At 61.4% G+C, this 25,750-nt stretch carries 24 protein-coding genes and 1 tRNA gene; 7 read left to right on the forward strand and 18 right to left on the reverse strand.

The window, feature by feature from the left end; genetic code table 11:
• The first annotated feature begins 24 nt into the window (after positions 1-24).
• Positions 25-101 (forward strand) — tRNA-Met (locus ACUN9V_RS12400).
• A 235-nt stretch (positions 102-336) separates the two neighbouring features.
• On the opposite strand, the gene ACUN9V_RS12405 is transcribed toward ACUN9V_RS12400, so the two are convergent.
• Positions 337-819, reverse strand: a complete 483-nt coding sequence (locus ACUN9V_RS12405) for a cold-shock protein (RefSeq protein WP_075560766.1) — start codon at positions 817-819, stop codon at positions 337-339.
• 193 nt (positions 820-1,012) lie between these two features.
• Between ACUN9V_RS12405 and ACUN9V_RS12410 the strand changes: the two genes are divergently transcribed.
• The gene (locus ACUN9V_RS12410) at positions 1,013-1,237 is read left to right on the forward strand and encodes a SlyX family protein (RefSeq protein ID WP_445511614.1); all 225 of its coding nucleotides are present in this window, start codon (positions 1,013-1,015) and stop codon (positions 1,235-1,237) included.
• A gap of 93 nt (positions 1,238-1,330) precedes the next feature.
• Here ACUN9V_RS12410 and trxB read toward each other — a convergent pair whose 3' ends face one another.
• The 3 genes from trxB to ACUN9V_RS12425 form a co-directional block, all read right to left on the reverse strand.
• On the reverse strand, positions 1,331-2,284 hold the full coding sequence (gene trxB / locus ACUN9V_RS12415) for a thioredoxin-disulfide reductase (RefSeq protein ID WP_110691474.1): 954 nt from the start codon (positions 2,282-2,284) through the stop codon (positions 1,331-1,333).
• A gap of 182 nt (positions 2,285-2,466) precedes the next feature.
• The gene (locus tag ACUN9V_RS12420; RefSeq protein ID WP_075560763.1) at positions 2,467-3,069 is read right to left on the reverse strand and encodes a peroxiredoxin; all 603 of its coding nucleotides are present in this window, start codon (positions 3,067-3,069) and stop codon (positions 2,467-2,469) included.
• Positions 3,070-3,215: 146 nt separating this feature from the next.
• Entirely contained in the window at positions 3,216-3,422 is a 207-nt protein-coding gene (locus tag ACUN9V_RS12425) for a CPXCG motif-containing cysteine-rich protein (RefSeq protein WP_075560762.1), read from the reverse strand.
• A 542-nt stretch (positions 3,423-3,964) separates the two neighbouring features.
• Between ACUN9V_RS12425 and acnA the strand changes: the two genes are divergently transcribed.
• On the forward strand, positions 3,965-6,727 hold the full coding sequence (acnA, locus tag ACUN9V_RS12430) for an aconitate hydratase AcnA (RefSeq protein ID WP_075560761.1): 2,763 nt from the start codon (positions 3,965-3,967) through the stop codon (positions 6,725-6,727).
• A gap of 470 nt (positions 6,728-7,197) precedes the next feature.
• Here acnA and ACUN9V_RS12435 read toward each other — a convergent pair whose 3' ends face one another.
• From ACUN9V_RS12435 to radC, 14 genes are all read right to left on the reverse strand, one after another.
• Positions 7,198-8,880, reverse strand: a complete 1,683-nt coding sequence (locus ACUN9V_RS12435) for an NAD-dependent malic enzyme (protein ID WP_445511615.1) — start codon at positions 8,878-8,880, stop codon at positions 7,198-7,200.
• 279 nt (positions 8,881-9,159) lie between these two features.
• Positions 9,160-10,374 (reverse strand): YeeE/YedE family protein, encoded by a 1,215-nt coding sequence (locus tag ACUN9V_RS12440; protein WP_075563225.1) that lies wholly within the window; start codon positions 10,372-10,374, stop codon positions 9,160-9,162.
• Between the two features lie 163 nt (positions 10,375-10,537).
• Positions 10,538-11,551, reverse strand: coding sequence for a tryptophan--tRNA ligase (locus ACUN9V_RS12445; RefSeq protein WP_075563224.1), 1,014 nt, complete (start codon positions 11,549-11,551; stop codon positions 10,538-10,540).
• 100 nt (positions 11,552-11,651) lie between these two features.
• The gene (locus ACUN9V_RS12450; RefSeq protein ID WP_445511616.1) at positions 11,652-13,058 is read right to left on the reverse strand and encodes a Na+/H+ antiporter NhaC family protein; all 1,407 of its coding nucleotides are present in this window, start codon (positions 13,056-13,058) and stop codon (positions 11,652-11,654) included.
• Positions 13,059-13,142: 84 nt separating this feature from the next.
• Positions 13,143-14,378: an NAD(P)/FAD-dependent oxidoreductase gene (locus tag ACUN9V_RS12455; protein ID WP_445511617.1), complete on the reverse strand. Its 1,236-nt coding sequence runs from the start codon at positions 14,376-14,378 to the stop codon at positions 13,143-13,145.
• Positions 14,379-14,437: 59 nt separating this feature from the next.
• The gene (locus ACUN9V_RS12460) at positions 14,438-15,235 is read right to left on the reverse strand and encodes an IclR family transcriptional regulator (protein WP_445511618.1); all 798 of its coding nucleotides are present in this window, start codon (positions 15,233-15,235) and stop codon (positions 14,438-14,440) included.
• A 200-nt stretch (positions 15,236-15,435) separates the two neighbouring features.
• Entirely contained in the window at positions 15,436-16,554 is a 1,119-nt protein-coding gene (gene ald, locus ACUN9V_RS12465) for an alanine dehydrogenase (protein WP_445511619.1), read from the reverse strand.
• A gap of 160 nt (positions 16,555-16,714) precedes the next feature.
• Entirely contained in the window at positions 16,715-17,149 is a 435-nt protein-coding gene (locus ACUN9V_RS12470) for an acyl-CoA thioesterase (protein ID WP_445511620.1), read from the reverse strand.
• Between the two features lie 37 nt (positions 17,150-17,186).
• A complete protein-coding gene (locus ACUN9V_RS12475) occupies positions 17,187-17,525 on the reverse strand; it encodes a putative signal transducing protein (RefSeq protein WP_445511621.1) in 339 nt (112 codons plus the stop codon).
• Positions 17,526-17,552: 27 nt separating this feature from the next.
• Positions 17,553-18,743, reverse strand: a complete 1,191-nt coding sequence (locus tag ACUN9V_RS12480) for a class I SAM-dependent rRNA methyltransferase (protein WP_075563229.1) — start codon at positions 18,741-18,743, stop codon at positions 17,553-17,555.
• A 225-nt stretch (positions 18,744-18,968) separates the two neighbouring features.
• Positions 18,969-19,784: a bifunctional DNA-formamidopyrimidine glycosylase/DNA-(apurinic or apyrimidinic site) lyase gene (mutM, locus tag ACUN9V_RS12485; protein ID WP_439304924.1), complete on the reverse strand. Its 816-nt coding sequence runs from the start codon at positions 19,782-19,784 to the stop codon at positions 18,969-18,971.
• Between the two features lie 105 nt (positions 19,785-19,889).
• Positions 19,890-20,045, reverse strand: a complete 156-nt coding sequence (gene rpmG / locus ACUN9V_RS12490) for a 50S ribosomal protein L33 (protein ID WP_031384643.1) — start codon at positions 20,043-20,045, stop codon at positions 19,890-19,892.
• Positions 20,046-20,056: 11 nt separating this feature from the next.
• Positions 20,057-20,293, reverse strand: a complete 237-nt coding sequence (rpmB, locus tag ACUN9V_RS12495) for a 50S ribosomal protein L28 (protein WP_075563219.1) — start codon at positions 20,291-20,293, stop codon at positions 20,057-20,059.
• 450 nt (positions 20,294-20,743) lie between these two features.
• On the reverse strand, positions 20,744-21,418 hold the full coding sequence (gene radC / locus ACUN9V_RS12500) for a RadC family protein (RefSeq protein WP_075563218.1): 675 nt from the start codon (positions 21,416-21,418) through the stop codon (positions 20,744-20,746).
• 194 nt (positions 21,419-21,612) lie between these two features.
• Between radC and ACUN9V_RS12505 the strand changes: the two genes are divergently transcribed.
• From ACUN9V_RS12505 to ACUN9V_RS12520, 4 genes are all read left to right on the forward strand, one after another.
• Positions 21,613-22,317 carry a GntR family transcriptional regulator gene (locus ACUN9V_RS12505; RefSeq protein WP_445511622.1) on the forward strand — a complete coding sequence of 235 codons (705 nt, stop codon included), beginning with the start codon at positions 21,613-21,615 and terminating at the stop codon, positions 22,315-22,317.
• Between the two features lie 29 nt (positions 22,318-22,346).
• On the forward strand, positions 22,347-23,558 hold the full coding sequence (gene manD / locus ACUN9V_RS12510; RefSeq protein WP_445511623.1) for a D-mannonate dehydratase ManD: 1,212 nt from the start codon (positions 22,347-22,349) through the stop codon (positions 23,556-23,558).
• Between the two features lie 75 nt (positions 23,559-23,633).
• Positions 23,634-24,656, forward strand: coding sequence for a Zn-dependent oxidoreductase (locus tag ACUN9V_RS12515; protein ID WP_445511624.1), 1,023 nt, complete (start codon positions 23,634-23,636; stop codon positions 24,654-24,656).
• A gap of 100 nt (positions 24,657-24,756) precedes the next feature.
• Complete coding sequence (locus ACUN9V_RS12520; RefSeq protein ID WP_445511625.1) at positions 24,757-25,740, forward strand: TRAP transporter substrate-binding protein; 984 nt, start codon at positions 24,757-24,759, stop codon at positions 25,738-25,740.
• Positions 25,741-25,750 lie beyond the last annotated feature (10 nt).

Below are 25,750 nucleotides of genomic sequence, written 5' to 3' on the forward strand. Positions count from 1 at the left end.
TCCGTATAATACGCCACAAGTTGATGCGGGGTGGAGCAGTCTGGTAGCTCGTCGGGCTCATAACCCGAAGGTCATCGGTTCAAATCCGGTCCCCGCTACCAAATTATTTAACCGGTGCCTTCCCCAGGCGCCGGTTTTTTTTGGTCTGAATCTTTATTCTGTCGGAACAATCTTCTCTGGCAGATTCCGGCGGGTTCAATAGCGTTCGACTCCCTCGGCAATGCCTAACCTGGCGGACGGGCAACCAACGAAAAATGCCCCCGAAAGCGCAAGCTTTCAGAGGCATCGAAGCGTTTTTCGAGAAGCGCTTTTCGAGAAAGGCTTCCCGGGTCGAGATCAGGTGATGACGGTAACGTCATCCGCCTGCAGACCTCGATCATTCTCGATCACGTGATAACGCACTTTCTGCCCCTCGGCGAGGGTACGATGCCCCTTGCCGCGAATCGCGCGGAAATGCACGAACACGTCTTCACCATCGGCGCGGGTGATGAACCCGTAGCCCTTGTTGACGTTGAACCACTTGACCTCGCCCAGCTCGCGATCGTCGTTTTCGACATCGGCGAGCATGGCGGCGGTAACCGCCCTGGGTGTGGCCGGCGACAGCAGCGCCATGGCCAGGGTGCCAAGCCACAACACGATGAACACGGCGATCACCGTCGCACCGTACATGGCGGAGACCCCTTCCACATTCAGAAACCAGGTCAGGTCGGTCGCCAGCATGCTGCTGATCAGCGTGATCAGGAGACCGATCAGCAATGGCGAAGGTATCGAAAGGAGGAGACTGATCAGCGTACAACGCAGAATTACCTTGCTATTCATGGATTCTCATATCTCTGGACGTCGGGACACGGAAAAAGCCCGTTTTCATGGCGGGCAGGAACGGTTTTCATACTCATCATCACTCATCTACTATCACTAACTGACTGTCAATAATCTACTTTTACTGAAGGTGCCGTGAATGAAAGATGACACGCAACCAGGGAAGTCTAGCACGGTAGACTCACCCTCGCGCATGACCACGGACGCCCGTTTCGAGGCTCTCGAGAGCCGTCTGGCATTCCAGGACGATTGGCTGGAAACGCTGGATCGGCTGGTCAGAGAGCAGGCAACCGAACTCGAGCGATTGACCCGGGCCAATACCTTGCTGCGCACGAGACTCAGCGAACAACGCCAGGCCATCGACGAGCTGGGCGGAGAGATGCCGCAGCCCGAGAACGAACTCCCGCCTCACTATTGAGAGCCACCGCTGTTAAGAATCCAGAACCACCCCTGGACACGATGAAGCCCGGCCGGAGCCGGGCTTCATCAGTGCGGCGACATCCCGTCCGGCTCAGTCGATACCGTCCAGAAAACGCTCGGCATCCAGCGCCGCCATGCAGCCGCTGCCGGCGGAAGTGATCGCCTGCCGATAGATGTGATCCATGACGTCGCCGGCGGCGAAAACACCGGGAACGCTGGTCGCCGTGGCATTACCTTCCAGGCCGGACTGGACGCGGATATAGCCGTTCGCCATGTCGAGTTGGCCCTCGAAGATGCCGGTATTCGGTGTGTGACCGATCGCGATGAAGACGCCCATGGCATCGAGCTGCTTGGTCTCGCCGGTCAGCGTGGAGCGCAGCTGGGCGCCGGTCACGCCGCTGCCGTCGCCCAGCACTTCGTCGAGAGTATGGTTCCACTCGATCGCCATGTTGCCGTTCTCGACCTTCTCCCGCAGGCGGTCCTGCAGGATCTTCTCGCCCCGGAGCCCGTCGCGGCGGTGAACCAGAGTTACCTTCGAAGCGATATTGGAAAGATAGAGCGCCTCTTCCATCGCCGTATTGCCGCCGCCGACCACGACCACATGCTGATTGCGATAGAAGAAACCGTCACAGGTGGCGCAGGCGGAAACGCCCTGCCCCATGAACTGTTGTTCGGAAGGCAGTCCGAGATAACGGGCGCTGGCACCAGTGGCGATGATCAAGGCATCGCAGGTGTAAGTGCCGTTGTCTCCCTTGAGGGTGAACGGCTTTTCGCGCAGTTCGACTTCGTTGATATGATCGAACAGCACTTCGGTTTGGAAGCGCTCGGCATGCTTGCGCATCCGCTCCATCAACTCGGGGCCCTGAACGCCTTCATCGTCGCCGGGCCAGTTGTCGACGTCGGTCGTCGTCGTCAGCTGGCCGCCTGCCTGCATCCCGGTGATCAGCAACGGCTTGAGATTCGCTCGCGCCGCATACACGGCAGCGGTATAACCGGCCGGCCCGGAGCCCAGAATGATCAAACGTTCGTGGCGCGCGTCGCTCATGGCTACCTCGGTTCAGATGTCGATTCGATTGGCGTGTCGATCCAAACGCCTTGTGGGATGCGTCGCGATACGAAGCATGCCGCAAGGCACTTATCAAATAGCCCAGGATGTCAAAATGACCCGGGATGATACCAGAAATGAATGGGGCGACCGTATCGGTCGCCCCAGGAACTCAGCGCGGCTTACAGACTGCCGGCATGAGTGCCGAGGTACTTGGCCACGCCTTCAGCGGTGTCCTTCATACCTTCCTGGCCTTCTTCCCAGCCAGCCGGGCAGACTTCGCCGTTCGTCTGGTGGTACTTGAGCGCCTTGACCATACGCAGCATCTCGTCGACGTTACGACCCAGCGGCAGGTTGTTGACGGTCTGGTGCTGAACGACACCGTCTTCGTCGATCAGGAAGGAGGCGCGCAGCGCGACACCGGCTTCCGGATGCTCGATCCCGTAGGCCTGACAGATATCGTGCTTGACGTCGGCCACGATCGGGAAACCGACTTCACCGATGCCACCGGCGTCCGGCGAGGTCTTGCGCCAGGCGTGGTGGGTGTACTGGGAATCGATGGAGGCACCGATCACTTCGACGCCAAGTTCCTTGAACTGCGCCAGACGATTGTCATGGGCGATGATCTCGGACGGGCAGACGAAGGTGAAATCCAGCGGCCAGAAGAACAGCACGCGCATCTTGCCGTTGCTGTCGGACAGACGATAGTCATCCTTGATGGAGCCATCAGGCATGACGGCTGCCGTTTCGAAATCCGGGGCCTGGCGACCTACGAGTACGCTCATGAGCATCTCCTATAGTGGGTTATCGAGGGGTTAGAATCTTGAGCGGTTAGACTAACGGCTAACCTCTCATGCTCCAATTTAATTGCCGCAATAGATCGTATAGCGCTTCACTATTGAAACAGTGCGATGTTTCTATCAATGCCTATTCATACCACGTCGTCGTCATCCGCCAGCGTGACGCTCTCCAGCTCGCCGGAAAGCGTCGTTCTCACGCCCACGTGAATTGGCTGACAACAGACCACGCAATCTTCCCAGGTGTCGTAACCGCCGGCGCTGAGGTCCAGCAGCAGTGAAAACGGCGCGTCGCAATACGGACAATTGACCGGCCATTCGATGATCGATTCATGCGACATGGGTCACCTCCCGCGATGCGGATCGTTTGCGTGGCCAGGCTGCTACAGAGCCAACGTCATGGCGCTCCTGGCGAGGCTGTTCATCAAAGTCGCTCAGCCAATGCCCTGAGCCCTGAGCCAGAGCCCGCCCTGAGCCAAGGTCCTTTCGGCAGAGTCCATGACCACGAACTACGCTGAAACTGGTGGCGGTGGGATGCGCTTTCAAGGCCGCACCGGACGATAGTCGCGGAGCATCCGATTGAAAATCCATGTTATTGTACCCATGATTATTGTCGACAACCTGTTTCGTCCGGCCGCCGTGCTCGATGTTATTTGCCGGACCGCTGGAGAATCTCGAGCAATTTCATCCGACAGGGCAAAGCGTATCAGCCGAAACCAGGCTCGAAACCAGACCCGAAACTAGACATAAGAGCGGTGCAAAGACACCCCTTCGACAGACGATCGGCAGTGATTGAATGCTGGCGAATCGTAGTTCAGGAACCGGACAGGCGAGTTGGCACCGCATCTCGATGCCAGGCGCCGCCATGAGGAGGATCACTGAGATGGCTACAGCCCCAAGTCATACGCTAGCGACGCTCGACGTCAAAGGTACGACCTTTCACTATTACAGCCTGCCCAAGGCGGCCGAGACCCTCGGCAACATCGACAAGTTGCCGATGACGCTCAAGGTGCTGCTGGAAAACCAGCTGCGCTACGCCGACGACCCTACCGTGTCGGAAGACGATATCCAGGCGCTGGCCGACTGGCTCAAGGAAGGCAAGTCGACTCGCGAGATCGGCTATCGTCCGGCACGCGTATTGATGCAGGACTTCACCGGCGTTCCCGGCGTCGTCGATCTGGCTGCCATGCGGGATGCGGTCAAGAAGCTGGGCGCCAAGGCCGAGCGCATCAATCCTCTGTCCCCGGTGGATCTGGTCATCGACCACTCGGTGATGGTCGACCATTTTGGCGACGCGTCCGCGTTCAAGGACAACGTCGCGATGGAGATGGAACGTAACCTCGAGCGCTACGAATTTCTGCGCTGGGGCCAGGACGCCTTCGACAACTTCCGCGTCGTACCGCCGGGCACCGGCATCTGCCACCAGGTCAACCTCGAGTATCTCGGCAAGACGGTGTGGACCAAGGAAGTCGACGGCAAGACCTACGCGTTCCCGGACACCCTGGTCGGTACCGATTCCCACACCACCATGATCAACGGCCTGGGCATTCTCGGCTGGGGCGTGGGCGGTATCGAAGCCGAAGCGGCGATGCTGGGTCAGCCGGTGTCGATGCTGATTCCGGAAGTGGTCGGCTTCAAGCTGACCGGCAAGCTCAACGAGGGCATCACCGCCACCGATCTGGTGCTGACCGTCACCCAGATGCTGCGCAAGAAAGGCGTCGTGGGCAAGTTCGTCGAATTCTATGGCGACGGCCTCGACGATCTGCCGCTGGCCGACCGTGCCACCATCGCCAACATGGCACCGGAATACGGCGCCACCTGCGGTTTCTTCCCGGTCGACGAGGAAACGCTCAACTACCTGCGCCTGACCGGTCGCGAAGAAGAGCAGATCGAACTGGTCAAGGCCTACACCCAGGCCCAGGGCCTGTGGCGTCAGCCGGGAGCCGAGCCGACCTTCACCGACGCCCTCGAACTCGACATGGGCAAGGTCGAGGCGTCTCTGGCCGGCCCCAAGCGTCCGCAGGACCGTGTCGCCCTGACCGACCTGAAGTCCACTTTCGAAGGGCTGATGAACGGCGATAAGCCGGACGCCTCGAAGGAAGAGCAAGGCAAGTGGATGTCCGAAGGCGGCGATACCGCGGTCGGCGCTCCGCCTGCCGACGGCGAGAGCTATCGGACCGGCAGCGATTACCGCACCGGCGACAGTCAGCAAGTCGAGTACGAGGGCGAATCGTTCTCTCTCAACCATGGCGCCGTGGTGATCGCCGCCATCACCTCCTGCACCAACACGTCCAACCCCAGCGTGATGATGGCTGCCGGCCTGCTGGCGCGGAAGGCGCACGAGAAAGGGCTGACCACCAAGCCTTGGGTCAAGACCTCGCTGGCACCTGGTTCCAAGGTCGTCACCGACTACCTGGCCGCCGGCGGCGTGCAGGACGATCTCAACGCGCTGGGTTTCAATCTGGTCGGTTACGGCTGCACGACCTGCATCGGCAACTCCGGCCCGCTGCCCGAACCGATCGAGAAAGCCGTCAACAACGGCGATCTGACCGTTGCCTCGGTGCTTTCCGGTAACCGCAACTTCGAAGGTCGCGTGCATCCGCTGGTCAAGACCAACTGGCTGGCGTCGCCGCCCCTGGTCGTCGCCTATGCCCTGGCCGGCAACGTGCGCAAGGATTTGACCAAGGAGCCGCTGGGCAAGGATCAACAGGGTAACGACGTTTACCTGAAGGATATCTGGCCGTCCCAGGCCGAGATCGCCGAGGCGGTCGAGAAGGTCAAGACCGAGATGTATCGCAAGGAGTACGCCGAAGTCTTCGACGGCGACGAGATCTGGCAGTCGATCGAGTTTCCGGAAAGCGAGGTCTACGCCTGGTCCAAGGATTCGACCTATATCCAGCATCCGCCGTTCTTCGAGGGCATGGAGAAAGAGCCGAAACCGGTCGAGGACGTCAAGAATGCCCGCGTGCTGGCCAAGCTCGGCGACTCCGTCACCACTGACCACATCTCGCCGGCGGGATCGATCAAGCCGGACAGCCCTGCAGGCAAATATCTGCAGGAGCACGGTGTGGCGGTGAAGGATTTCAACTCCTACGGCTCGCGTCGCGGCAACCACGAAGTGATGATGCGCGGCACCTTCGCCAACGTGCGTATCCGCAACGAGATGCTGGAAAACGTCGAAGGCGGCTACACGCGCCACGTGCCCAGCGGCGAACAGATGTCGATCTACGACGCGGCGATGAAGTACGCCGAAGACGACACGCCGCTGGTCGTGATCGCCGGCAAAGAGTACGGCACCGGCTCCTCGCGTGACTGGGCGGCTAAGGGTACGCGTCTGCTTGGCGTGCGCGCCGTCATCACCGAGTCCTACGAGCGTATCCACCGCTCCAACCTGATCGGCATGGGCGTGCTGCCGCTGCAGTTCCCCGAAGGCGAGAGCCGCGAGACGCTGGGTCTGACTGGCGACGAAACCGTCTCCATCGAGGGCCTGAAGGATCTCGCGCCGGGCAGCACGGTCAAGGTGACCATTGCGTCCGACAAGGGCGAGAAGAAGATCGACGCCCTGTGCCGCATCGATACCGCCAACGAGCTGGAGTACTACCGTCACGGCGGTATTCTCCACTACGTACTGCGCAGCATGCTGTAAACGCATATCGCGTCGTTTGAATGGCGTTGCACGGCAGTCAGCGAAGCCCCACCGATTGGTGGGGCTTTTTTGTGGATCCTGCGCCAACCGGACGAGGAGACTCATTTCATGTCCTCGTGGTTATCACTGATCCGGCATCAACCTACCTTCCGCTCATGGTCGTGAGGGGCAAGCCCCTCACACTCCCCTTTTTGACGCCGCACAATAGCGAAACCCTGAACGCTGTCACGCCGAATTCGGGTCGGCGCAAAAGGGCATCCTGCCCAACGCGCCTTTTGCGACATCCATGTCGCAAAACCCGATTCGTCGTTCCTGCGTTCAGCGCTATTGCGGAGGCGTCGAAGGGTGGCAATTTTCGAGCGTGGAGAGAAACACCTATTAACGAACAATCCCCGCTCTCGGGCGGGGCTTGTTCGTAGCTCGTAGCTCGTAGCTCGTAGCTCGTAGCTCGTAGCTCGTAGCTCACGACATCAGATCGAACGCCGACGATACTGCCGATAGCGCGGATACCAGAAGTGACCGTGGATCGCGCCCCACAGCACCTCGTCGCTGGACGAGAGCGCGACACCGTCGGTCTGGGCCTGCTTGCCGACAGCGAAGGCGATCAGCTGACTGATCTCGCGGATATCGCCCAGCGCCGGCAGCAGCGCGCCTTCACCGGTCTTGACGATCGGAGCGCTGTCGGCGAGCGCGTTGGACGCCGCCATCAGCATGTTGTCGGTGACGCGCGTCGCGTTGGCGGCGATCACGCCCAGCCCGATGCCCGGGAAGATATAGGAGTTGTTGCACTGCGCGATGGGAATCTCGCGACCGTTGATCTCCACCGGCGGAAACGGGCTCCCCGTGGCGACCATCGCCTGACCGTTGGTCCATTCCAGCACGTCCTGCGGCACCGCCTCGACCTTGGAAGTCGGGTTGGAGAGCGGCATGACCAGCGGGTTCTCGCAGTTGGCGTTGAGCGTCTTGATCACCTCTTCGGTGAACAGGCCGCGTTGACCGGAAACACCGATCAGAATCGTCGGCTTGGCATTGCGGATCACGTCGATCAGCAGACGGACGTCGCTGTCGAAATCCAGCTTCGCCGGATCATGGGCGAGGCGCTGCTGGAAACTGTGCAGCCCTTCCATGTCGGTGGTCAGCAGGCCGTCCTTGTCGACCATGAAGACCCGCTGGCGCGCTTCGTCTTCCGTCAGCCCCTCGCGGGTCATCGCGATCACGATCTGCTCGGCGATACCGCAACCGGCGGAACCGGCCCCCGCGAAAGTGATCGTCTGCTCGCTGAGCTTGACGTTCTTGGCCTTGCACGAGGCTAGCAGCGTGGCGACTACCACCGAGGCCGTGCCCTGGATATCGTCGTTGAAGCAGCACAGCTCATCGCGATAGCGCTCCAGCAGCGGCATAGCGTTGGTCAGCGCGAAGTCCTCGAACTGCAATAGCACATTCGGCCAGCGAGCCTTCAGCGCTTCCATGAACAGGGTGATGAACTCGGCGTACTCGTCCGGCGAGACGCGCTTGTGCCGCCAGCCCATGTACATCGGATCATCGAGCAGCTTCTGGTTGTTGGTACCCACGTCCAGCGTGATCGGCAGTGTGTACGCCGGGCTGATACCGCCGCAGGCGGTGTAGAGCGAAAGCTTGCCGATGGGAATCCCCATGCCACCAATACCCTGATCGCCCAGGCCGAGAATACGCTCGCCGTCGGTCACCACGATCACCCGGACCTTGTCCTTGGTGGCGCTGCGCAGGATATCTTCCATGCGGTGACGGTCGGGATAGGAGATGAAAAGACCGCGATGATTGCGATAGATATTGGAGAACTCTTCGCACGCCTCACCCACCGTCGGGGTATAGATGATCGGCAGCATCTCCTCGAGATGCTCTTCCAGCAGACGGAAGAACAGCGTCTCGTTGTCGTCCTGAATCGCACGCAGATAGATGTGCTTGTCGAGATTGTTCTGACACAGCGTGTACTGATGGTAGGCGCGTTCGAGCTGCTCTTCGATACTCTCGACGTTCTGCGGCAGCAGACCCACCAGATTGAACTCGACCCGTTCTTCGCTGGTGAAGGCACTGCCCTTGTTGAGCAACGGCGTCTCCAGTAGCGACGGTCCAGCGTAGGGGATGTAAAGCGGGCGCTTGGCGTGATCGGACATGAATCGACTCTCGCGGTAACCAACGAATGAAACGCGCCTCTCGGCCGGGCGAGCTCACCGGTCGTTGGTGCAGGCCCGATGGCGCATTGTCGTTATCGTTCCTGCAGTTGCCTGGCAACCGCAGAGACGCCTGGCCAGCCCATGGCTGGCCGAGGGCCGACCAGTATGCCATCTGCCGCGGTCAATGGCATGCCCGCGATGGAAACCCTTGCCAAAAGACTAATCCGACACTGAAAAGCCCCGCCGAAGCGGGGCTTTCATCAGGGCATCGAACCGTTATCAGCAGCTCGCCGCGACCGGTTTCGCGGGCCCAGGGAAGAACAGCGGCCGCAGCTTGACGCCGAACATGTTGCCGGCGAACGCCGCCACCAGCCATAGCCAGCCGTGCAGACTGCCGGAGGCGATACCGCTGAAATAGGCCCCAATGTTGCAGCCGAATGCCAGACGAGCGCCGTAGCCCAGAAACAGACCGCCGATCACCGCTGCCGCGACAGAACGCAGCGGAATGCGGAAATTGGGCGCGAATCGCCCTGCTAGGGATGCCGCCAGCCCGGCGCCGAGAATGATCCCGACGTTCATCACTGTGGTGACATCACTGAAGATACTGCTGTCGAGAGACGCCGCGCGTCCCGGATTTTGCCAGTAGCCCCAGCCAGTCACATCGCCACCGACAGCCTGAAATGCCTGGGCGCCCCACAGCGCAAACGCCGAGGTAATTCCCCACGGGCGGCCGGCCAGCGCCAGTGTCAGGAAGTTGAGCAGCGCCAGGCCAACCGCACCGGCGAGAATCGGCCAGGGGCCCGTCAGCCAACGACCCGGGCCGGGCGAGACCGAGGAGGTCTGCTCCAGCTGGCCGTGACGACGTTTCTCCATGGCGATGGTCAACGCGGCGATCGCCGCGAACAGCACCAGGCTGGCAACGATGCCACCACCGGTGCCGAACAGATCGATCATCGAGGTCGGTTGAAAGGCCGGCAGGCTCTGCCACCAGGCAAAATGCGCCGTGCCGATTACCGAACCGACGATGAAGAACAGCAGCGTAATCAGCATGCGGGCGTTACCGCCACCCACGGTGAACAGCGTCCCGGAAGCGCAACCGCCGCCCAACTGCATACCCACGCCGAACAGGAAAGCGCCTACGATCACCGAAACGCCGATCGGCGACACGAAGCCCTGCACCGGATGGCCGAACAGCGTTCCCGCCCCCAATGCCGGAAAGAACAGCACCACGGCGAGTGCCAGCATCACCATCTGCGCGCGCAGGCCACGACCGCGGCGCTCGGTGATGAACACGCGCCAGGCGGAAGTGAATCCGAACGAGGCGTGATAGAGCACAATACCCAACGCCCCGCCGACCAGCATCAGCCAGCCCTGATTACCGCCAAAAGCCAGACCAACTGCCAGCGAACCCAGCACCAGCAGGACTGCCGCGATCCAGGCCTTCGGCGATAGCCGTCCGATCCCCGGTGGCGACGTGCGTGTCAGAGTCGTCATAAGCGGAACTTCCTTTAGACTAAAATCGAATGGCGATACTTTAGTCTTTTGGTCGGGAATACGAAAACGACGAAAATGACTTTGATTAGCTGATTTAGTTATATATCTGAATCACTCTCAAAAAAGCCGGCGCAGTGGCCGGCTTTCCCGCTTGAGCAAACGCTTACTGGAAGCGGCCCAACCCGACCGCAATACGCAACCTCTCCATCAGCGTATTGGCCTCGGCGCGCGCACGCTCGGCGCCCTTCGCCAGCACCTGCTCGATATGGCCAGGATCATTCATCAACGCCTCATAGCGCTCGCGCGGCTCGCGCAGATGAGCGTTGAGATACTCGAACACCTCGTTCTTGGCGTCGCCCCAACCGATACCTTCCTGATAGCGTTGACGCATCGCCGCGCTCTCCTCCGCCGTGACGAAGGCCGAGTAGATCTGGAACAGCGTGCAGGTATCCGGATCCTTGGGCTCGCCCGGTTCCAACGAGTTGGTCTTGATCTTGCGCACCAGCTTGAGCAGCTTCTTCTCGCTGACGAACAGCGGAATGGTGTTGTCGTAGCTCTTCGACATCTTGCGGCCATCCAGGCCCCGCAACACCTCGACCTTCTCGTCGACGATCGCCTCGGGCAGGGTGAAATAATCGCCCTTGTAGATATGATTGAAGCGCCCCGCCATATCGCGCGCCATCTCGATATGCTGAATCTGATCCCGGCCCACCGGCACCTTGTGCGCGTTGAACATCAGGATGTCTGCCGCCATCAGCACGGGATAGCCGAACAGGCCCATAGTAATGCCGCGATCGGCATCGCTCTGGCCCACGGCCTCGTTGTCTGCCACCGCCGCCTTGTAGGCATGGGCCCGATTCATCAAGCCCTTGGCGCAGACGCAGGAAAGCAGCCAGGTCAGCTCGGGAATCTCGTGAATATCGGACTGGCGATAGAAGATGGCGTTATCGGTATCCAGCCCCAGCGCAAGCCAGGTGGCAGCGATCTCGAGACGCGACTGCTGAATGCGCTGCGGATCCTGCGACTTGATCAGCGCGTGCAGGTCGGCGAGAAAGTAGTAGGACTGGACGTCGGGATTCTGGCTCTCGGCGATGGCCGGCTTGATCGCGCCGACATAGTTGCCCAGATGCGGCGTACCCGTGGTGGTGATGCCGGTAAGAACGCGTCGCTTGCTCATGGAGTCTTCGAATCTGTCCGGGAAATGGCATAGAGGAAAGTGGCAGTGCGGGCAGTTTACCGTGCCACCTCCCCTATAGCGAACACCCCGCAATGCGTGTCTACAGCCCGTAGCCGATCAGCAGATAGACAATCAAAGATACGGCCGCAACCGCGAGAGCAAAGGGTATCTGCGTGCGCACGTGATCCATGTGATCACAAGCAGAGCCGGTGGAAGCCAGCACCGTAGTATCGGACAGTGGCGAGCAGTGATCGCCAAAAACGCCACCGCCTGCCACGGCCGCGATCGTCGCATAGACAAGAGGCGTCAGCGTATCGCCAGTGAGCACGAATGCCACCGGCACCGAAATCGGCATCATGATCGCGAAGGTGCCCCAAGATGACCCCGTCGCGAATGCAATCAATGCAGCGAATAAAAAGGTGATGGCAGGAAGGAGCGTCGGTGACAGCCAGTCGCGGCTCAGATGCACAATATAGTCCGCCGTCCCCATGTCCTTCGAGAGCTGATTCAGCGAATAGGCTAGTGCCAGAATGAGAATTGCCGGCATCACGCCTTTCATGCCCGCCGTGGCGGTCTTCATGATGTCATTGAGCGGGATTCCCTGAAATCGCATGATCACGCCCAGCACGATCGCCGCGGCCAGGAAGGCTTCCATGGTCTTCGCCGACCCCATGAATGCGAAGGTGCCCACGGCGACACTGATTACGATCAATACCGGCAGCACGAAATTCAGAAAGAGACTGGTCCTGATGTCTTCGAATGGCTGGAGGTCGGTCAACTCCTCGCCCAATAATGGATCCGCGCCGTCTCGGAAAACCTTGCCTTCCTGCTGCGCCCGAGCCTCGGCGCGCTTCATTGGACCGAACAGCGGTACGATCCCTACGATCACCAATCCAACCATCAATACCGACATCCAGGCATATAGGTTGAACGGTATCGCGTAAATGAAGGCCTGCATGGCATCGCCTGCGGTCTTGATGGGTCCCATACCGATGAGTAGTCCGGAAATGAACACCGCCCATCCGGTAATCGGTACCAGAACGCTAACTGGCGCCGAGGTGGAATCAGCAATATAAGCCAGCTTCTCCCGCGAAACTCGATAACGATCAGTCAGCTCGCGAAGCGTGGAACCGACGAACAGCGGACTGAAGTAGTCGCTGAAGAACACGAACATGCCCATGAACCATCCCACCAGCTGTACACGGACGCGGGACAACGCCTTGGCTTCGACCCAGAGGGTGAAGTTGCGAATCGCCCCGGTTCGCTGAAAGAAAGCGATAACGGTACCGATGAAGAGCTCGAGAAGAAGGATCCAAGAAAAATCCGTGGTCCCCAACGAGGTCTTCAGCAGGTTGGGAAAACCAAACAGCCCCTTCCCCATGATCGATACGCCCACGACACAGGCGACAGCAAGCGAGAAAATCGTATTGCGCGTAGCGAAAGCCAAGACAATGGCGAGACATGCAGGCAATAACGACAGCATTCCATAGTGCGTCTGAGGATCCATGGTGACTCCTTGAATTGTTGTGTGTTGTGGGTCTCGATAACTCGTTGGTGGTGCTAGGCCTCGGCCAAGGATGGGCCGAACGTATCAGGCCTCATCTCTACCCTTGTGCCGTTCGATAGTGCGAATGGCATTGAAGGCGAGTTTGCGAATGGGCTCGGGCGGCATCCAGCTTGGCTTCCCGAAAAGGCCGGGAACATCGACTGTCGGAAGTTTCAGAGCCAGACGTGCCAAGGCATCGCCCAATAAGGTGCCTTTTACGATGCCCCCGCCGTTGCAGCCCGCAGAGACGAATACGCCATCCGCCAGCTCCCCCCACAGCGGGGCACCGTTATAGGTCAGGCCGGTGGTTCCACCCCAGACCCGTTCGAACTCGATATCCGCCAGCTCCGGATAGCGTGCCACCAGGCTTGCCTTGAGATCGGCAGCCACGGTCGCGTTGTCCCGCTCTTGCTCGTAGCTGTACTGGGCACGGATCATTAGCCGGCCATCCCAAGTGGTGCGTAATGTGCAGCCCAGCCGATGTGTTGGGAGCAGCCCCCAAGGTGCGGCGCCGATCGCTGCCGTCAAAGTGGGATCGAGTCTCGCGGTCAGCGCGGCGTAAGTATAGATAGCTGCGAGACGCGAATGGTCAGCGCCCAAGGAACGCGAGAACGCGTTATTGGCCAACACCACTTGGCGCGCACGAATCGATCCGTTCGGCGTCGTGATTCTCCAGGCACCGTTGTCTCGCTGAACCGCCAACGCCGGACTCTGCTCTCGACAGTCGATCGCTTCTGGTAGCGTGTCGACCAGCCCCCGGATCAGCGCGGCCGGCTGAACGAGATAGCAATCGGGAGAATAGAGCCCCTCGGCGTAGTAGCGGGTCCCTAACGCAACGGAGAGCTGCTCGCGCTCCAGCCGCTCGTAAGACAATCCCGACGCCTCCAGAAAATCTCGATACTGGGCCAGCGCACGGCGCCCCTCTCCCCCCCGGGCGGCCCGATAAGTGCCGGTGCGCTGCAGCTGACATTCGATAGCGTGATCGTCGACCTGCGCTTTGAGCTTCGCCATTGCCTGACGGCTCAACGCATTGAGCGTCGACATTCGCGCTAGTTGATCCGAAGACGCGTCACTGGCCAGGGCGATCTCCAGCATGAAACCAGAGTTACGCCCAGGGCTACCCTCGCCGACTGTTTCGGCATCGAGCATCACGACACGGCGGTCCGGCGCCAAGGAGTGATAGGTCTGCGCCACGGCGACGCCGGTGTAGCCCGCGCCCACGATCACCAGGTCCGCGATCTGATCACCGTGAAGCTCAGGCCGCGGCGTTGCGGGAGGCAACAGCGCCTGCCATCCACACGGGCGAAGATGAGACGGTTGAACCGTTTTCGACGTAGTCATCATTCCGCCTGCAACAGACCGTGGGCTTCCGACATCAAGCTATCGGCCTGCTCCGCCATCATCGCCAGCACGTCCCGTCGATGATCCATCGTCATCCGTGACTTGAGCATCGAGCAGCTAAAGGCGCCAAGGCAGCGCCCGCTGTGGTCGAGAATGGGGATCGCCAAGCCCGTAAACTCCGGCAGGCTCGAACCCTCGACACCCCGGGCGTAACCCTCTCGGTGGAAGCGCGAGATTTCCTGCTCGACGGCCTCGACACTGACCTGGTAGCGATCTTGCAGCAGCTCGCGATTGGCGGTCAGAATCCATTCGCGCTCACGCGGTTCGAGCGAGGCCAGTAGCGCGACCGATGCTTGCCCCGCGCCCAGCAGTACGCGACCACCGATCGAGGCGACGAAACTGCCGACCGGGTAGGCACCGTTCTGAACTTCGAGACAGACCGCGTGACGGCCATCGTGCGCAAACAGATAGAAGCTGTCGCCGAGACGCTGCGCCATCGCCAGTAGTCGGGGACGAGCCAGATCGCGTAGGCTGCCGCCGTTCCCCGCCTCGGCACCGAGTACCAACAGCTCGTAGCCCAGCAGGTAGCGATGACGCAGCGGCGAGGGCCGCAAAAACCCTTCTCCTCGCAGTCCCTTGAGCAGCCGATAGATGGTCGGCCGGCTCAACTCAGTGGCATCGAGGTAATCGTCTATACCGGCGCCTCGAGCGCCGCACGCGGCGGTTACCCGCAGCAGTGCCATCACATGACGGAGGGTGGAGGGAGTCTGGGAAGATTCACGATAAGCTGACGACATGTTGATGGCTCGAGACAGGGTCTTTCCCGAGCATACCGAGACGCCTGACCATTTTCGTCTCGCATAGCGAGATTCCTACCCGCTGCATTTCATTCAAGGCTGAGCAACCACAGTTTGAAATCGAGAGCGGCACCGATTGTGTCGGCGCCGCTAATTTATCGATCTCGTCTATTGGTACCCGCCTCGGAGGGTTTCCGACCTCAACCTTTCAGAATCTGCTCGGTCGAAACCACTTCCATCCCGAACGCTTGGCCGACGGAGGCGTAGGTCACCTGGCCGGCGTGGACGTTGAGGCCGCCGCGGAAATGAACATCGTCGGCCAGCGCCTGCTTCCAGCCCTTGTCGGCGAGCGCGATCACGAAGGGTAGCGTCGCGTTGGTCAGCGCCTGGGTCGAGGTGCGGGCCACCGCGCCCGGCATGTTGGCGACGCAGTAGTGAACGATACCGTCGACCACGTAACTGGGATCGGCATGAGTGGTCGGCTTGCTGGTCTCGAAGCAGCCTCCCTGGTCGATCGCCACGTCCACCAGCACGCTGCCCGGCTTCATCTCGGCGAGCATCGCGCGGCCGATCAGCTTGGGCGCGGCGGCGCCGGGCACCAGTACCGCGCCGATGATCATGTCCGACTCGCGCACGGCGACTTCCAGCGTCTCGGTGGTCGAATAGACCGTGCGGATCTGGCCCTGATAACGATGATCGAGCACTTCCAATCGCGGCAGGGACTTGTCGAGGATCGTCACTTCGGCACCCAGGCCCAACGCCATGCGCGCAGCGTTTTCGCCGACCACGCCGCCGCCGATCACCGTCACCTTGGCTGGCGCCACGCCGGGCACGCCAGGCAGCAGAATACCGGCACCGCCCTGCGCCTTCTCCAGACTGTGGGCGCCGGCCTGAACGGCCATGCGCCCGGCGACGCGGCTCATCGGCGCCAGCAGCGGCAGACCGCCTAGCGCATCGGTAATGGTTTCGTAGGCGATGCAGGTCGCGCCGCTATCGATCAGCCCTCGCGTCAGCGGCTCTTCGGCGGCCAGATGGAGATAGGTGAACAGCGTCTGCTGCGGGCGCAGCCGTGCGACTTCCTCCGCCTGCGGCTCCTTGACCTTGAGGATCAGGTCGGCGGCTGCCCAGAGCGCGTCGACGTCGCTCATCATCTCGGCGCCCGCTTCCCGATAGGCATCGTCCGCATAGCCGGATCCGGTACCCGCTTCCGCCTGCACCGACACCCGGTGACCCCGAGCGATCAGCTCACGCACGCCGCCCGGCGTCAAAGCGACGCGGTATTCATGATTCTTGATTTCCTTGGGCACGCCGATATGCATGATGATTTCCTCGATCGCTGGTTATCATTAAAGGATCGAGCGAATTACAGCACAGCAGCAATAAAGACGGGATAGCCGCGGATAAAAGACGAACAAGACCCGAATAACGCCCGCTCTTCGAACGAATATCCGGATTTAAAGGCAAAGACAGGAATATTTGCTAACCAGCGATCACCGCATCACCGTATACCTCGACGAATCGAGGCGGCATTCGCTTGGGCCGACCACTGGAAAGTTCGATGCAGGCGAAACGCGTGTGCGCACGAAGCAGCGTACGAGAGCTTGCGACATTGCAGAGCTGGAACCGGCGCTTCAGCGTCAGACGCCCGTCACAGGCAATGATCCACGTGGCGAGCTGGAGGCGATCATCTTCGAAGGCGGGCGCCAGGTAATCCAGCTCGTGGCGATGGACGACCATGCCGCGATCGAGCGCGCGGTAGTCGTCGAGGCTCAGCCCGAGGTGGCGGGAGTGGGCCCAACTGGCACGTTCAACCCAGCGCAGGTATTCCGCGTTGTTGACGTGGCCGTAGTGATCGATGCTCGATGCCTCGACCTGGATGTCGATCACGAAAGGGCTGGGCAGATCCCACGTCATACGGGCCTCCTGAGCAGCGTCGGTCAATGACTTAAAGTCAGATCGATGCGAATTCTGTCGGGCGCTCATGACCGCACTGCCAGCAGCGATCGAACACGCCGTCCAGCCGTTCGCCGCAACCAGCACAGCGCCATGTCGGCGCGGTCACGGAGGGGCCGTCGAGCGCCTCCCGGACCAGCTGGCCCGCCTGCCATTCGGCCTCGATCGCCACCCAGACTTCCGCTTCGCACTGATCGGGAAGCAACTCTCCTGCCCCGCCGGCCAGCGTCATGTTGCGCAACGTGGCCGAGAGACCCGCGCTCTCGATCACGTTACGAACATGACTGACCAACAAGACATTGGAGTGACGAAACACGCAAACCTGGCCGGCAGACATGTCAGCGATCCCCGTCAGTGGCGTCGATCAATTGTGGAAGACCCGCACGCCGAGCGCTTTCAGATAGGCCGTTTCCGGAATGGCCGGATGAATCGGGTGATCGCCGGACTGGCCGCCACGATAGAGAATCTGGCCGTGGCGGTCCTGATGACGAACCGCACCCCTCACGCACTCGACCAGCCGTTCTTCATAGAGATGCATGGAGCAGGAGGCCGACATCAGCAGGCCATCGCGGCTCAACAGGCGCATCGCCTCGCGATTGAGTCGGGCGTAGGCGCGTTCGCCATTGGTAAGATCCTTGCGCTTCTTGATGAACGCCGGCGGATCGAGTACCACCACATCGAAACGCTCACCCTCGGCACGCAGCGCGGTCATGGCTTCGAAGACATCGCCATGACCGACGGCGACCTGCTCGTGGACACCGTTGAGCGCGGCGTTCTCGGCGACGCGATCCAGTGCTTTCTCCGACGCATCGACACACAGCACTTCGCTGGCACCGTGAGCCGCAGCCTGAACACCCCAACCGCCCACGTAGCTGAACAGATCCAGCACGCGCTTGCCGGCGACCAGGCCATTGAGCCAGGCGCGGTTGGCGCGGTGGTCATAGAACCAGCCGGTCTTCTGACCGTCCAGCACCGGGGCCACGAAACGCACCCCGTTCTCTTCCAGCAGCACCTCGTCCGGCAGTTCGCCATGGACCACTGCCACCTCGGAATCGAGCTTTTCCAGACGACGGCCGCTGGAATCGTTCTTGAACACGATGGCGCGAGGCGACAGCACCTTGTCCAACGCCGAGATCACCTCGTCGCGAACCATTTCCATGCCGAGCGTGTTGAGCTGCACCACGAACACGTCGTCGAATCGATCGATGATCAACCCCGGCAATAGATCGCCTTCGCCATGGATCAGCCGATAGAACGGCTTGGCGAACAGGCGATCACGCAGCGCCAGCGCCTGGTTGAAACGATGCACCAGTAGCGAACGGTCGAGTCGGACATTGGCATCCCGGGAGACCACTCGCGCGCAGATCAGCGAGTTCGGATTGACATAGGCAACACCCATCGCCTTGCCGTTGGCGGCCTCGATGATCACCTGCGCACCCGGCTCGAGATCCTTGAGCGGCGTCGCCTGGATATCGATCTCGTTGGAGTAGAGCCACAGATGGCCCGCCTTCAGACGTCGATCGGCGTTCTTCTTGAGACGCAGGGTCTGGGTCACGGTTGACTCCATGTGCAGGGCTCCATCGGCAAGGACATCGGGAAAAGAAGTTGGAAAAAACGTTTCGAACGGGCATCGATAAACAGAAATCCTGGCGCATTCTAACCCGCATGCGTCCGACACCAACCCGCAGAGGCAAAATCGAATGGATTTAGAACCGATCTCGACCCGACGGCCGAGCTTCGGACCGGAAGGTCAGGCCTGACGCGACCAGCAAACTGCCGCTCAGGTCTGACAGAGGGCGCAATAAACCGTGGCGCGCTGCCCCAGCACGATATGGCGCAGCTCCAGCCCGCAGTGACGGCACGGCTCGCCGGCACGGCCGTAGACATTGAGCCGCTGGGCAAAGTATCCCGGCTCGCCGGTGCCGCTGACGAAATCCCGCAGCGTGGTTCCGCCCTGAGTAATCGCCGCCGCCAGCACGGTCTTGATCGCCTCGGCAAGGCGCGCGAAGCGCTCGAGCGAGACGCGCCCCGCTGCCCGGCGCGGATCGATGCCTGCCATGAACAGCGCTTCGGTAGCATAGATATTGCCCACACCCACCACCACGATGTTGTCCATGATAAAGGTCTTTACCGAGGCGCGGCGGCCCCGGGAGAGCCGATACAGCCGCTGACCGTCGAAGTCGGGCGACAACGGTTCCGGACCCAGCCGCGATAGCCGGGTATCCAGGTCGGCGCTCCCCCGCAGCCAATCGACGAAGCCGAAACGCCGCGGATCGTGGTAGCGCAGGATGGCCCCGCCCTCGAACACGACATCGACATGATCGTGCTTCTTGGGTGGATCGCCGACGCGAGCGATACGCAGGCTGCCGGACATGCCCAGGTGCCACAGCAGGGTCCGATCCGCCAGCGGCAGCAGCAGGTACTTGGCGCGGCGGGCAAGCTCGCCGAACTGCCCGCCGATCAGCGCCGATTCCAGGTCGCTCGGCACCGGTACGCGCAAGCTGCGATGGCGCACGATGACCTCGACGATCTCCCGACCCTCCACGTAGGGCGCGATACCGCGGCGTGTCGTTTCGACTTCGGGAAGCTCGGGCATGCTCGGATTCTCGCGTTTCAGCCATCACAAACGAGAAAACCCGGTCGAGGACCGGGTTTTCCGTACTGTCATCCAGCGCCTATTCAGCGCTGTCGGTAAGCTAGATCACTTGATCTTGGCTTCCTTGTACATGACGTGCTTGCGAACAACCGGATCGTACTTCTTGAATTCAAGCTTGTCCGGAGTGTTACGCTTGTTCTTTGCCGTGGTGTAGAAGTGGCCGGTACCGGCACTGGACACCAACTTGATCTTGTCACGCATGTCTCGACTCCTTAAAGGCTAGCGGCACGCTTGCGAATATCGACGAGCACCGCTTCGATGCCCTTCTTGTCAATGATGCGCATGCCTTTGGAAGACAGGCGCAGCTTGACGAATCGCTTCTCGGATTCGACCCAGAAACGATGCGTGTGCAGGTTCGGGACGAAACGACGACGTGTCTTGCGCTGTGAGTGCGAGACGTTATTACCAGTCACCGGACGCTTACCGGTAACCTGACAAACTTGGGACATGGAAGCCTCCGACCACTGGCGGGTTGGGTTGTTCGGTTTATCTCGGGCATCTGTTTCGGAATACCCCTTTCGGGACTACCCCAGCCACCTCGGAAGACGCACGAAATGACGAGCTCTCGCCGTATGCCCTGATTCAAAGGGCGTACTTTATACCAGAGCGCCCTGATTTTCGCAACAAGTCGAGCCACAAGGCACTGAAGCAATCATCCGTGCCGTGCGAGCCAGACCTGGGCAATCGTTATCGCGCGGGGCAATCGTTACCGATAGCCCCCTCGAGAAACCACCCGAGAACATGGCGCGGTATGTTACCCGAAACCGACACGCGTTCCCATCCCCTTCTCGAAATGGTTCTCCTGCCTCTCTATATGATGCAGCTAACGCCCTGTCACCACTCTGTACAGCCAACGTTCGAGAACCGTTCTACAAGACCAGCGCTCTACGACTGACGCTCTACAACCACCCGCGTTCGGCAAAAGAGATCACTTCGCCGTCACCGATCACGAAATGATCCAGCACGCGGATGTCGAACAGGGCCAACGCCTCGCGCAGACGTTCGGTGATTCGGCGGTCGGCATCGCTCGGCTCGGCGACGCCGGAGGGGTGATTGTGCGCGAAGATGACAGCGCCGGCATTGCGCGCCAATGCTCTCCGAGCGACCTCGCGCGGGTAGACGGAAGCGCTGTCCAGCGTGCCTTCGGACAGGATCTCGAATCGGATCACGCGATGCTGGGTGTCCAGAAACAGCGCCGCGAACGCTTCGTGATCGAGGTGGCGCAGCTGCGCGCTCAGGAACTGCCGCACCAGCGCAGGCGACGTCAGCGCCGCGTCGCGTTCGAGCAGGCTGCCCAGATGGCGGCGCGATAGCTCGAGCGTCGCCTGCAGCTGAACATAGGTCGCCTCCCCCAGCCCGTGCTCGGCGCAGAATCGTCGCCGATCCGCCTCCAGCAGCGGGCGCAGTCCGCCGAAGGCGCTGAGCAGATCCCGCGCCAGATCCACCGCCGAACGCCCCTTGACGCCGACGCGCAGAAAGATCGCCAGCAGCTCGGCATCCGACAGCGCCGAAGACCCTAGCGTCATCAGCTTTTCCCGCGGCCGTTCTCCCTCCGGCCAATCGCGTATTCCCATGCCCCTCCCGTTCATCCGTCGTGTCTGAGCCCTGACTCAGGACATCGGCCGCGTCTCCCGAAACCTGTGCGCGGTTATCGGAAAAGGCGTACTTCTAGTCCCAAAGTTGAATCGCCAATTTCTGACAACCCACTACCATACTAGTCAGACAAGCCCTTGAAGCATGCCCACCAGACATCGACATCGGAGCCTCCTTGCCCCCCACGACCTTACAGAGCCTCTGGAACAGCTCGGATGCCGGCCATGTTCGCCAGCGCCTCTACGACGTGCTGCGCCACGCCATCATTCGGCTGGTGCTGGCACCGGGGCAGGCACTGTCGGAGAAAGAGATTGCCGACACCTTCGAGGTCAGCCGTCAGCCCGTCCGCGAGGCCTTCATCCGCCTTTCTGAAGCAGGGCTGGTCGAAGTCCGCCCGCAACGCGGCACTTTCGTGGTCAAGATCTCGCCTCAGGCGGTCTACAGCGCGCGCTTCGTGCGCGAGGCGATCGAGGTGGCGGTAGCCAAGTCCGCAGCGGAAGAAGGCCTGTCGACACGCGGGCTCGACGATCTCTTCGAGCTGGTCGAGCGCCAGCGCAGGACGATCGGCGGCGGGGATTACGACCGCTTCTATGTGCTCGACGAGGAGTTCCACCAGACGCTGTCGCGAGAAGCCGGCCATGAATCGGCCTGGCGATTCACCGAAGAGGTCAAGGCGCACTTCGACCGCGTGCGCTACATCAGCGTACCCGACGGGACGCCACTGGAAACCCTGGTCGAGCAGCACGCCCGCATCGTCGAGGCGATCAAGAATCGCGACCCGGGCGCTGCCGAACACGCCGTGCAGACGCATCTGCGCGAGCTGCTCATTTCACTGCCGCGGCTGATCGAACGCTTTCCCGATCTGTTCGACAACCACTGAAACCGCCGTTTTCCCTAGCCGGAGAGTCCATGAAAATCATCGACGCCCGCGTCATCGTCACCAGTCCGGGACGCAACTTCGTCACCCTCAAACTGATCACCGAATCCGGCACCTACGGCATCGGCGACGCTACGCTCAACGGCCGCGAAATGGCCGTCGCCGCCTATCTCGAAGAGCACGTCGTGCCGGCGCTGATCGGTCGCGATGCCAGCCGCATCGAGGACACCTGGCAGTATCTCTATCGCGGCGCCTACTGGCGTCGCGGCCCCGTAACCATGAGTGCGATCGGCGCCGTCGACATGGCGCTTTGGGACATCAAGGCCAAGGCCGCCAACATGCCGCTCTATCAGCTCCTGGGCGGCAAGAGCCGCGAGCGCGTGATGACCTACGCCCACTGCACCGGCAAGGATATCGACAGCTGCCTGGAGGAAGTCGCCCGGCACGTCGAGCTCGGCTACAAGGCGGTACGCGTTCAGGCCGGCGTGCCGGGCATCAAGACCATCTACGGCGTCGCCAAGCGGGAAGGCGAGCGCTATGAGCCGGCGGACTCCGAACTGCCCGCCGAGCACGCCTGGAGCACGGAGAAGTACCTCAACCACGTGCCGCAGCTGTTCGCCGCGGTGCGCGAGCGCTTCGGTCACGATCTGCACCTGCTGCACGACGTCCACCACCGTCTGACGCCGATCGAAGCGGCGCGTCTGGGCAAGGCGGTAGAGCCCTACCATCTGTTCTGGCTGGAGGACTGCGTCCCCGCCGAGAACCAGGAAAGCCTGCGTCTGATCCGCGAACACACCACCACGCCGCTCGCCATCGGCGAAGTGTTCAACTCGATCCACGACTGCCGCGAGATGATCCAGAACCAGTGGATCGACTACGTTCGCACGCCGCTGACCCACGGCGGCGGCATCACGCAACTGCGCCGGATCGCCGATCTGGCCTCGCTCTACCACGTGCGCACCGGCTTCCACGGCCCCACCGACCTGTCGCCGGTGTGTCTCGGCGCCGCGATCCACTTCGATACCTGGGTCCCCAACTTCGGTATTCAGGAGCACATGCCCCACAACGAGCTGACCGACAGCGTCTTCCCCCACGACTATCGCTTCGAGGATGGCCATTTCCTGGTCGGCGAATCGCCGGGGCATGGCGTCGACATCGACGAGGAAGCCGCCGCTCGCTATCCGTTCAAGCGCGCCAGCCTGCCGGTCAACCGGCTCGACGACGGCACGCTGTGGCACTGGTAAACGCCGGCACTGGTAGACGCCGGGACGGGTGAACGAGCGATGCCGGAGACCGTGAGAATGTCAGGAGAGTTATCGATGCAAGCCTTTGAAGTCAGCGCCCCTCATGCGTTCGCCGTCGGCGAGAAGCCTGTGCCTCAGGCGGCGCCGGGTGAAGTCGTCGTCGACGTCGCATTCGCCGGCATCTGCGGCTCGGACATGCATATCATCCACGGCGACAATGCCTTCGTGCAGTTTCCCCGCATCACAGGGCACGAGTTCGCCGGCGTGATCAGCGCCGTCGGTGAAGGGGTCGACGCGACCCGCGTCGGCGAGCGCGTCTGTGTCGATCCGGTCGTCAGCTGCGGCCGGTGCTATCCCTGCCGCATCGGCCGGCCCAACGTCTGCAGCGCGATGCAGGTGATCGGCGTACACCGCAACGGCGGTTTCGCCGAGCAGGTCAACGTGCCGGCGAACAATGCCCATCGCATTTCCGACGACCTCGATCTCGATGCCGCCGCGCTGGTCGAGCCCTACTCCATCGCCGCCAACGTGCTGTCGCGGATGGAACCCCAGCGTGGCGATCGTCTGCTGATCATCGGTGCCGGCGTGATCGGCCTGACCGTGCTGCAGATGGCGCGCGCCCTCGGCATCGAAAAAGTGATCGTCACCGACATTCTCGACGAACGCCTGGCCACGGCGCGTGAACTGGGCGCCAGCCACGTGATCAACGGTCGCACGGACGATCTCGAGCAGGCCGTGCTGAACGCGACCGACGGCGAAGGCATTCCGCTGATCGCCGATGCCGCCTGCATACCGGCGATGCTGCCGGCCATGCTGCGGATGGCCTGCCCCGCCGGACGCATCGGCCTGCTCGGATTCAGCCCCACCCCCAGCGATCTGATCCAGCTGGAAGTGATCAAGAAGGAGCTGACGCTGGTCGGCTCGCGTCTGAACAACCGCAAATTTCCGGAGGTGATCGAACACATCGCCGCCGGTCGTCTCGATCCCAAGGCGCTGATCAGCCATCGCATCGCCCTGGCCGAGATGCCCGGTGCCATCGATCTGCTCGAGAACCACCCGGAACAGGCGCGCAAGGTGCTGGTCAGGATTTCACCTTGAACGCCCCGTGAAGCCCGTCCCTGATTCTGGAAAAACCGGGAACTTGACTGACGGGGACAACAACACCGACGCGTATCCAACGCGACAGGAGACTCACGCCATGTTGACCACCACCACACTCAAACACATGCTCGCCGGCGCCGCCCTCGGGGCCACGTTGCTGGGCAGCCAAGCCGTAATGGCCGCGGACTACACCCTGAAATTCGGCCATCTGGCCAATGAGCAGAACATCTGGAACAAGGCCGCGCTGAAGTTCAAGGAGCTGGTGGAAGCCAACTCCGATGGCCGAATCGAGGTCCAGGTCTTTCCCAACGAGCAGCTCGGCAGCGAGATGGATGTGATCAACAGCATCCAGCTGGGCACTGCCGACATGACCATCACCGGTGAGAGCCTGCAGAACTGGGCACCCAATGCCGCGATGATGGCCGTGCCCTATCTGTTTCGCGACGCGGACCACATGCGCAAGGCCGTCGAAGGCGACGTCGGCACACAGATCGAAAAGCAGATCACCGAGCGCACCGGGCTGGTACCGATCGCCTGGTTCGAGCGTGGCCCGCGCGAGCTGACCTCGAACCGCCCGATCAAGACGCCGGACGACCTCGATGGCCTGCGGATCCGGGTTCCCAACGTGCCGCTGTTCGTCGATACCTGGCAAGCGCTGGGCGCCCGCCCGACCCCGATGGCTTTCAGCGAAGTGTTTACCTCGCTGCAGCAGAACACCATCGAAGCTCAGGAAAACCCGCTCAGCCTGATCGAAAGCGCCAGCTTCAATGAAGTCCAGCAGTACGTGGACATGACCGATCACGTCCGCAGCTGGATCTACGTGGTGATCGGCAAGCAGAAGCTCGAATCGATGCCGGACGATCTGCAGAGCGTGGTGCGCGATGCGGCCAGCGAGATGCAGTCCTACGAGGAAGGGCTGTTCGTCGATGACCAGAAACGTCTCGAACAAGCGCTCAAGGACAAGGGCATGAAGTTCGTCGATGTCGATCAGGAGGCGTTTGCCAAGAAAGCGCGTCCGGCGGTGCTCGACTCGCTCGACGAAGATCAGCGCAAGCTCTACGACGAAATTCAGGGTCTCTGATAATCGTACG

Source organism: Salinicola sp. V024, from assembly GCF_052645315.1.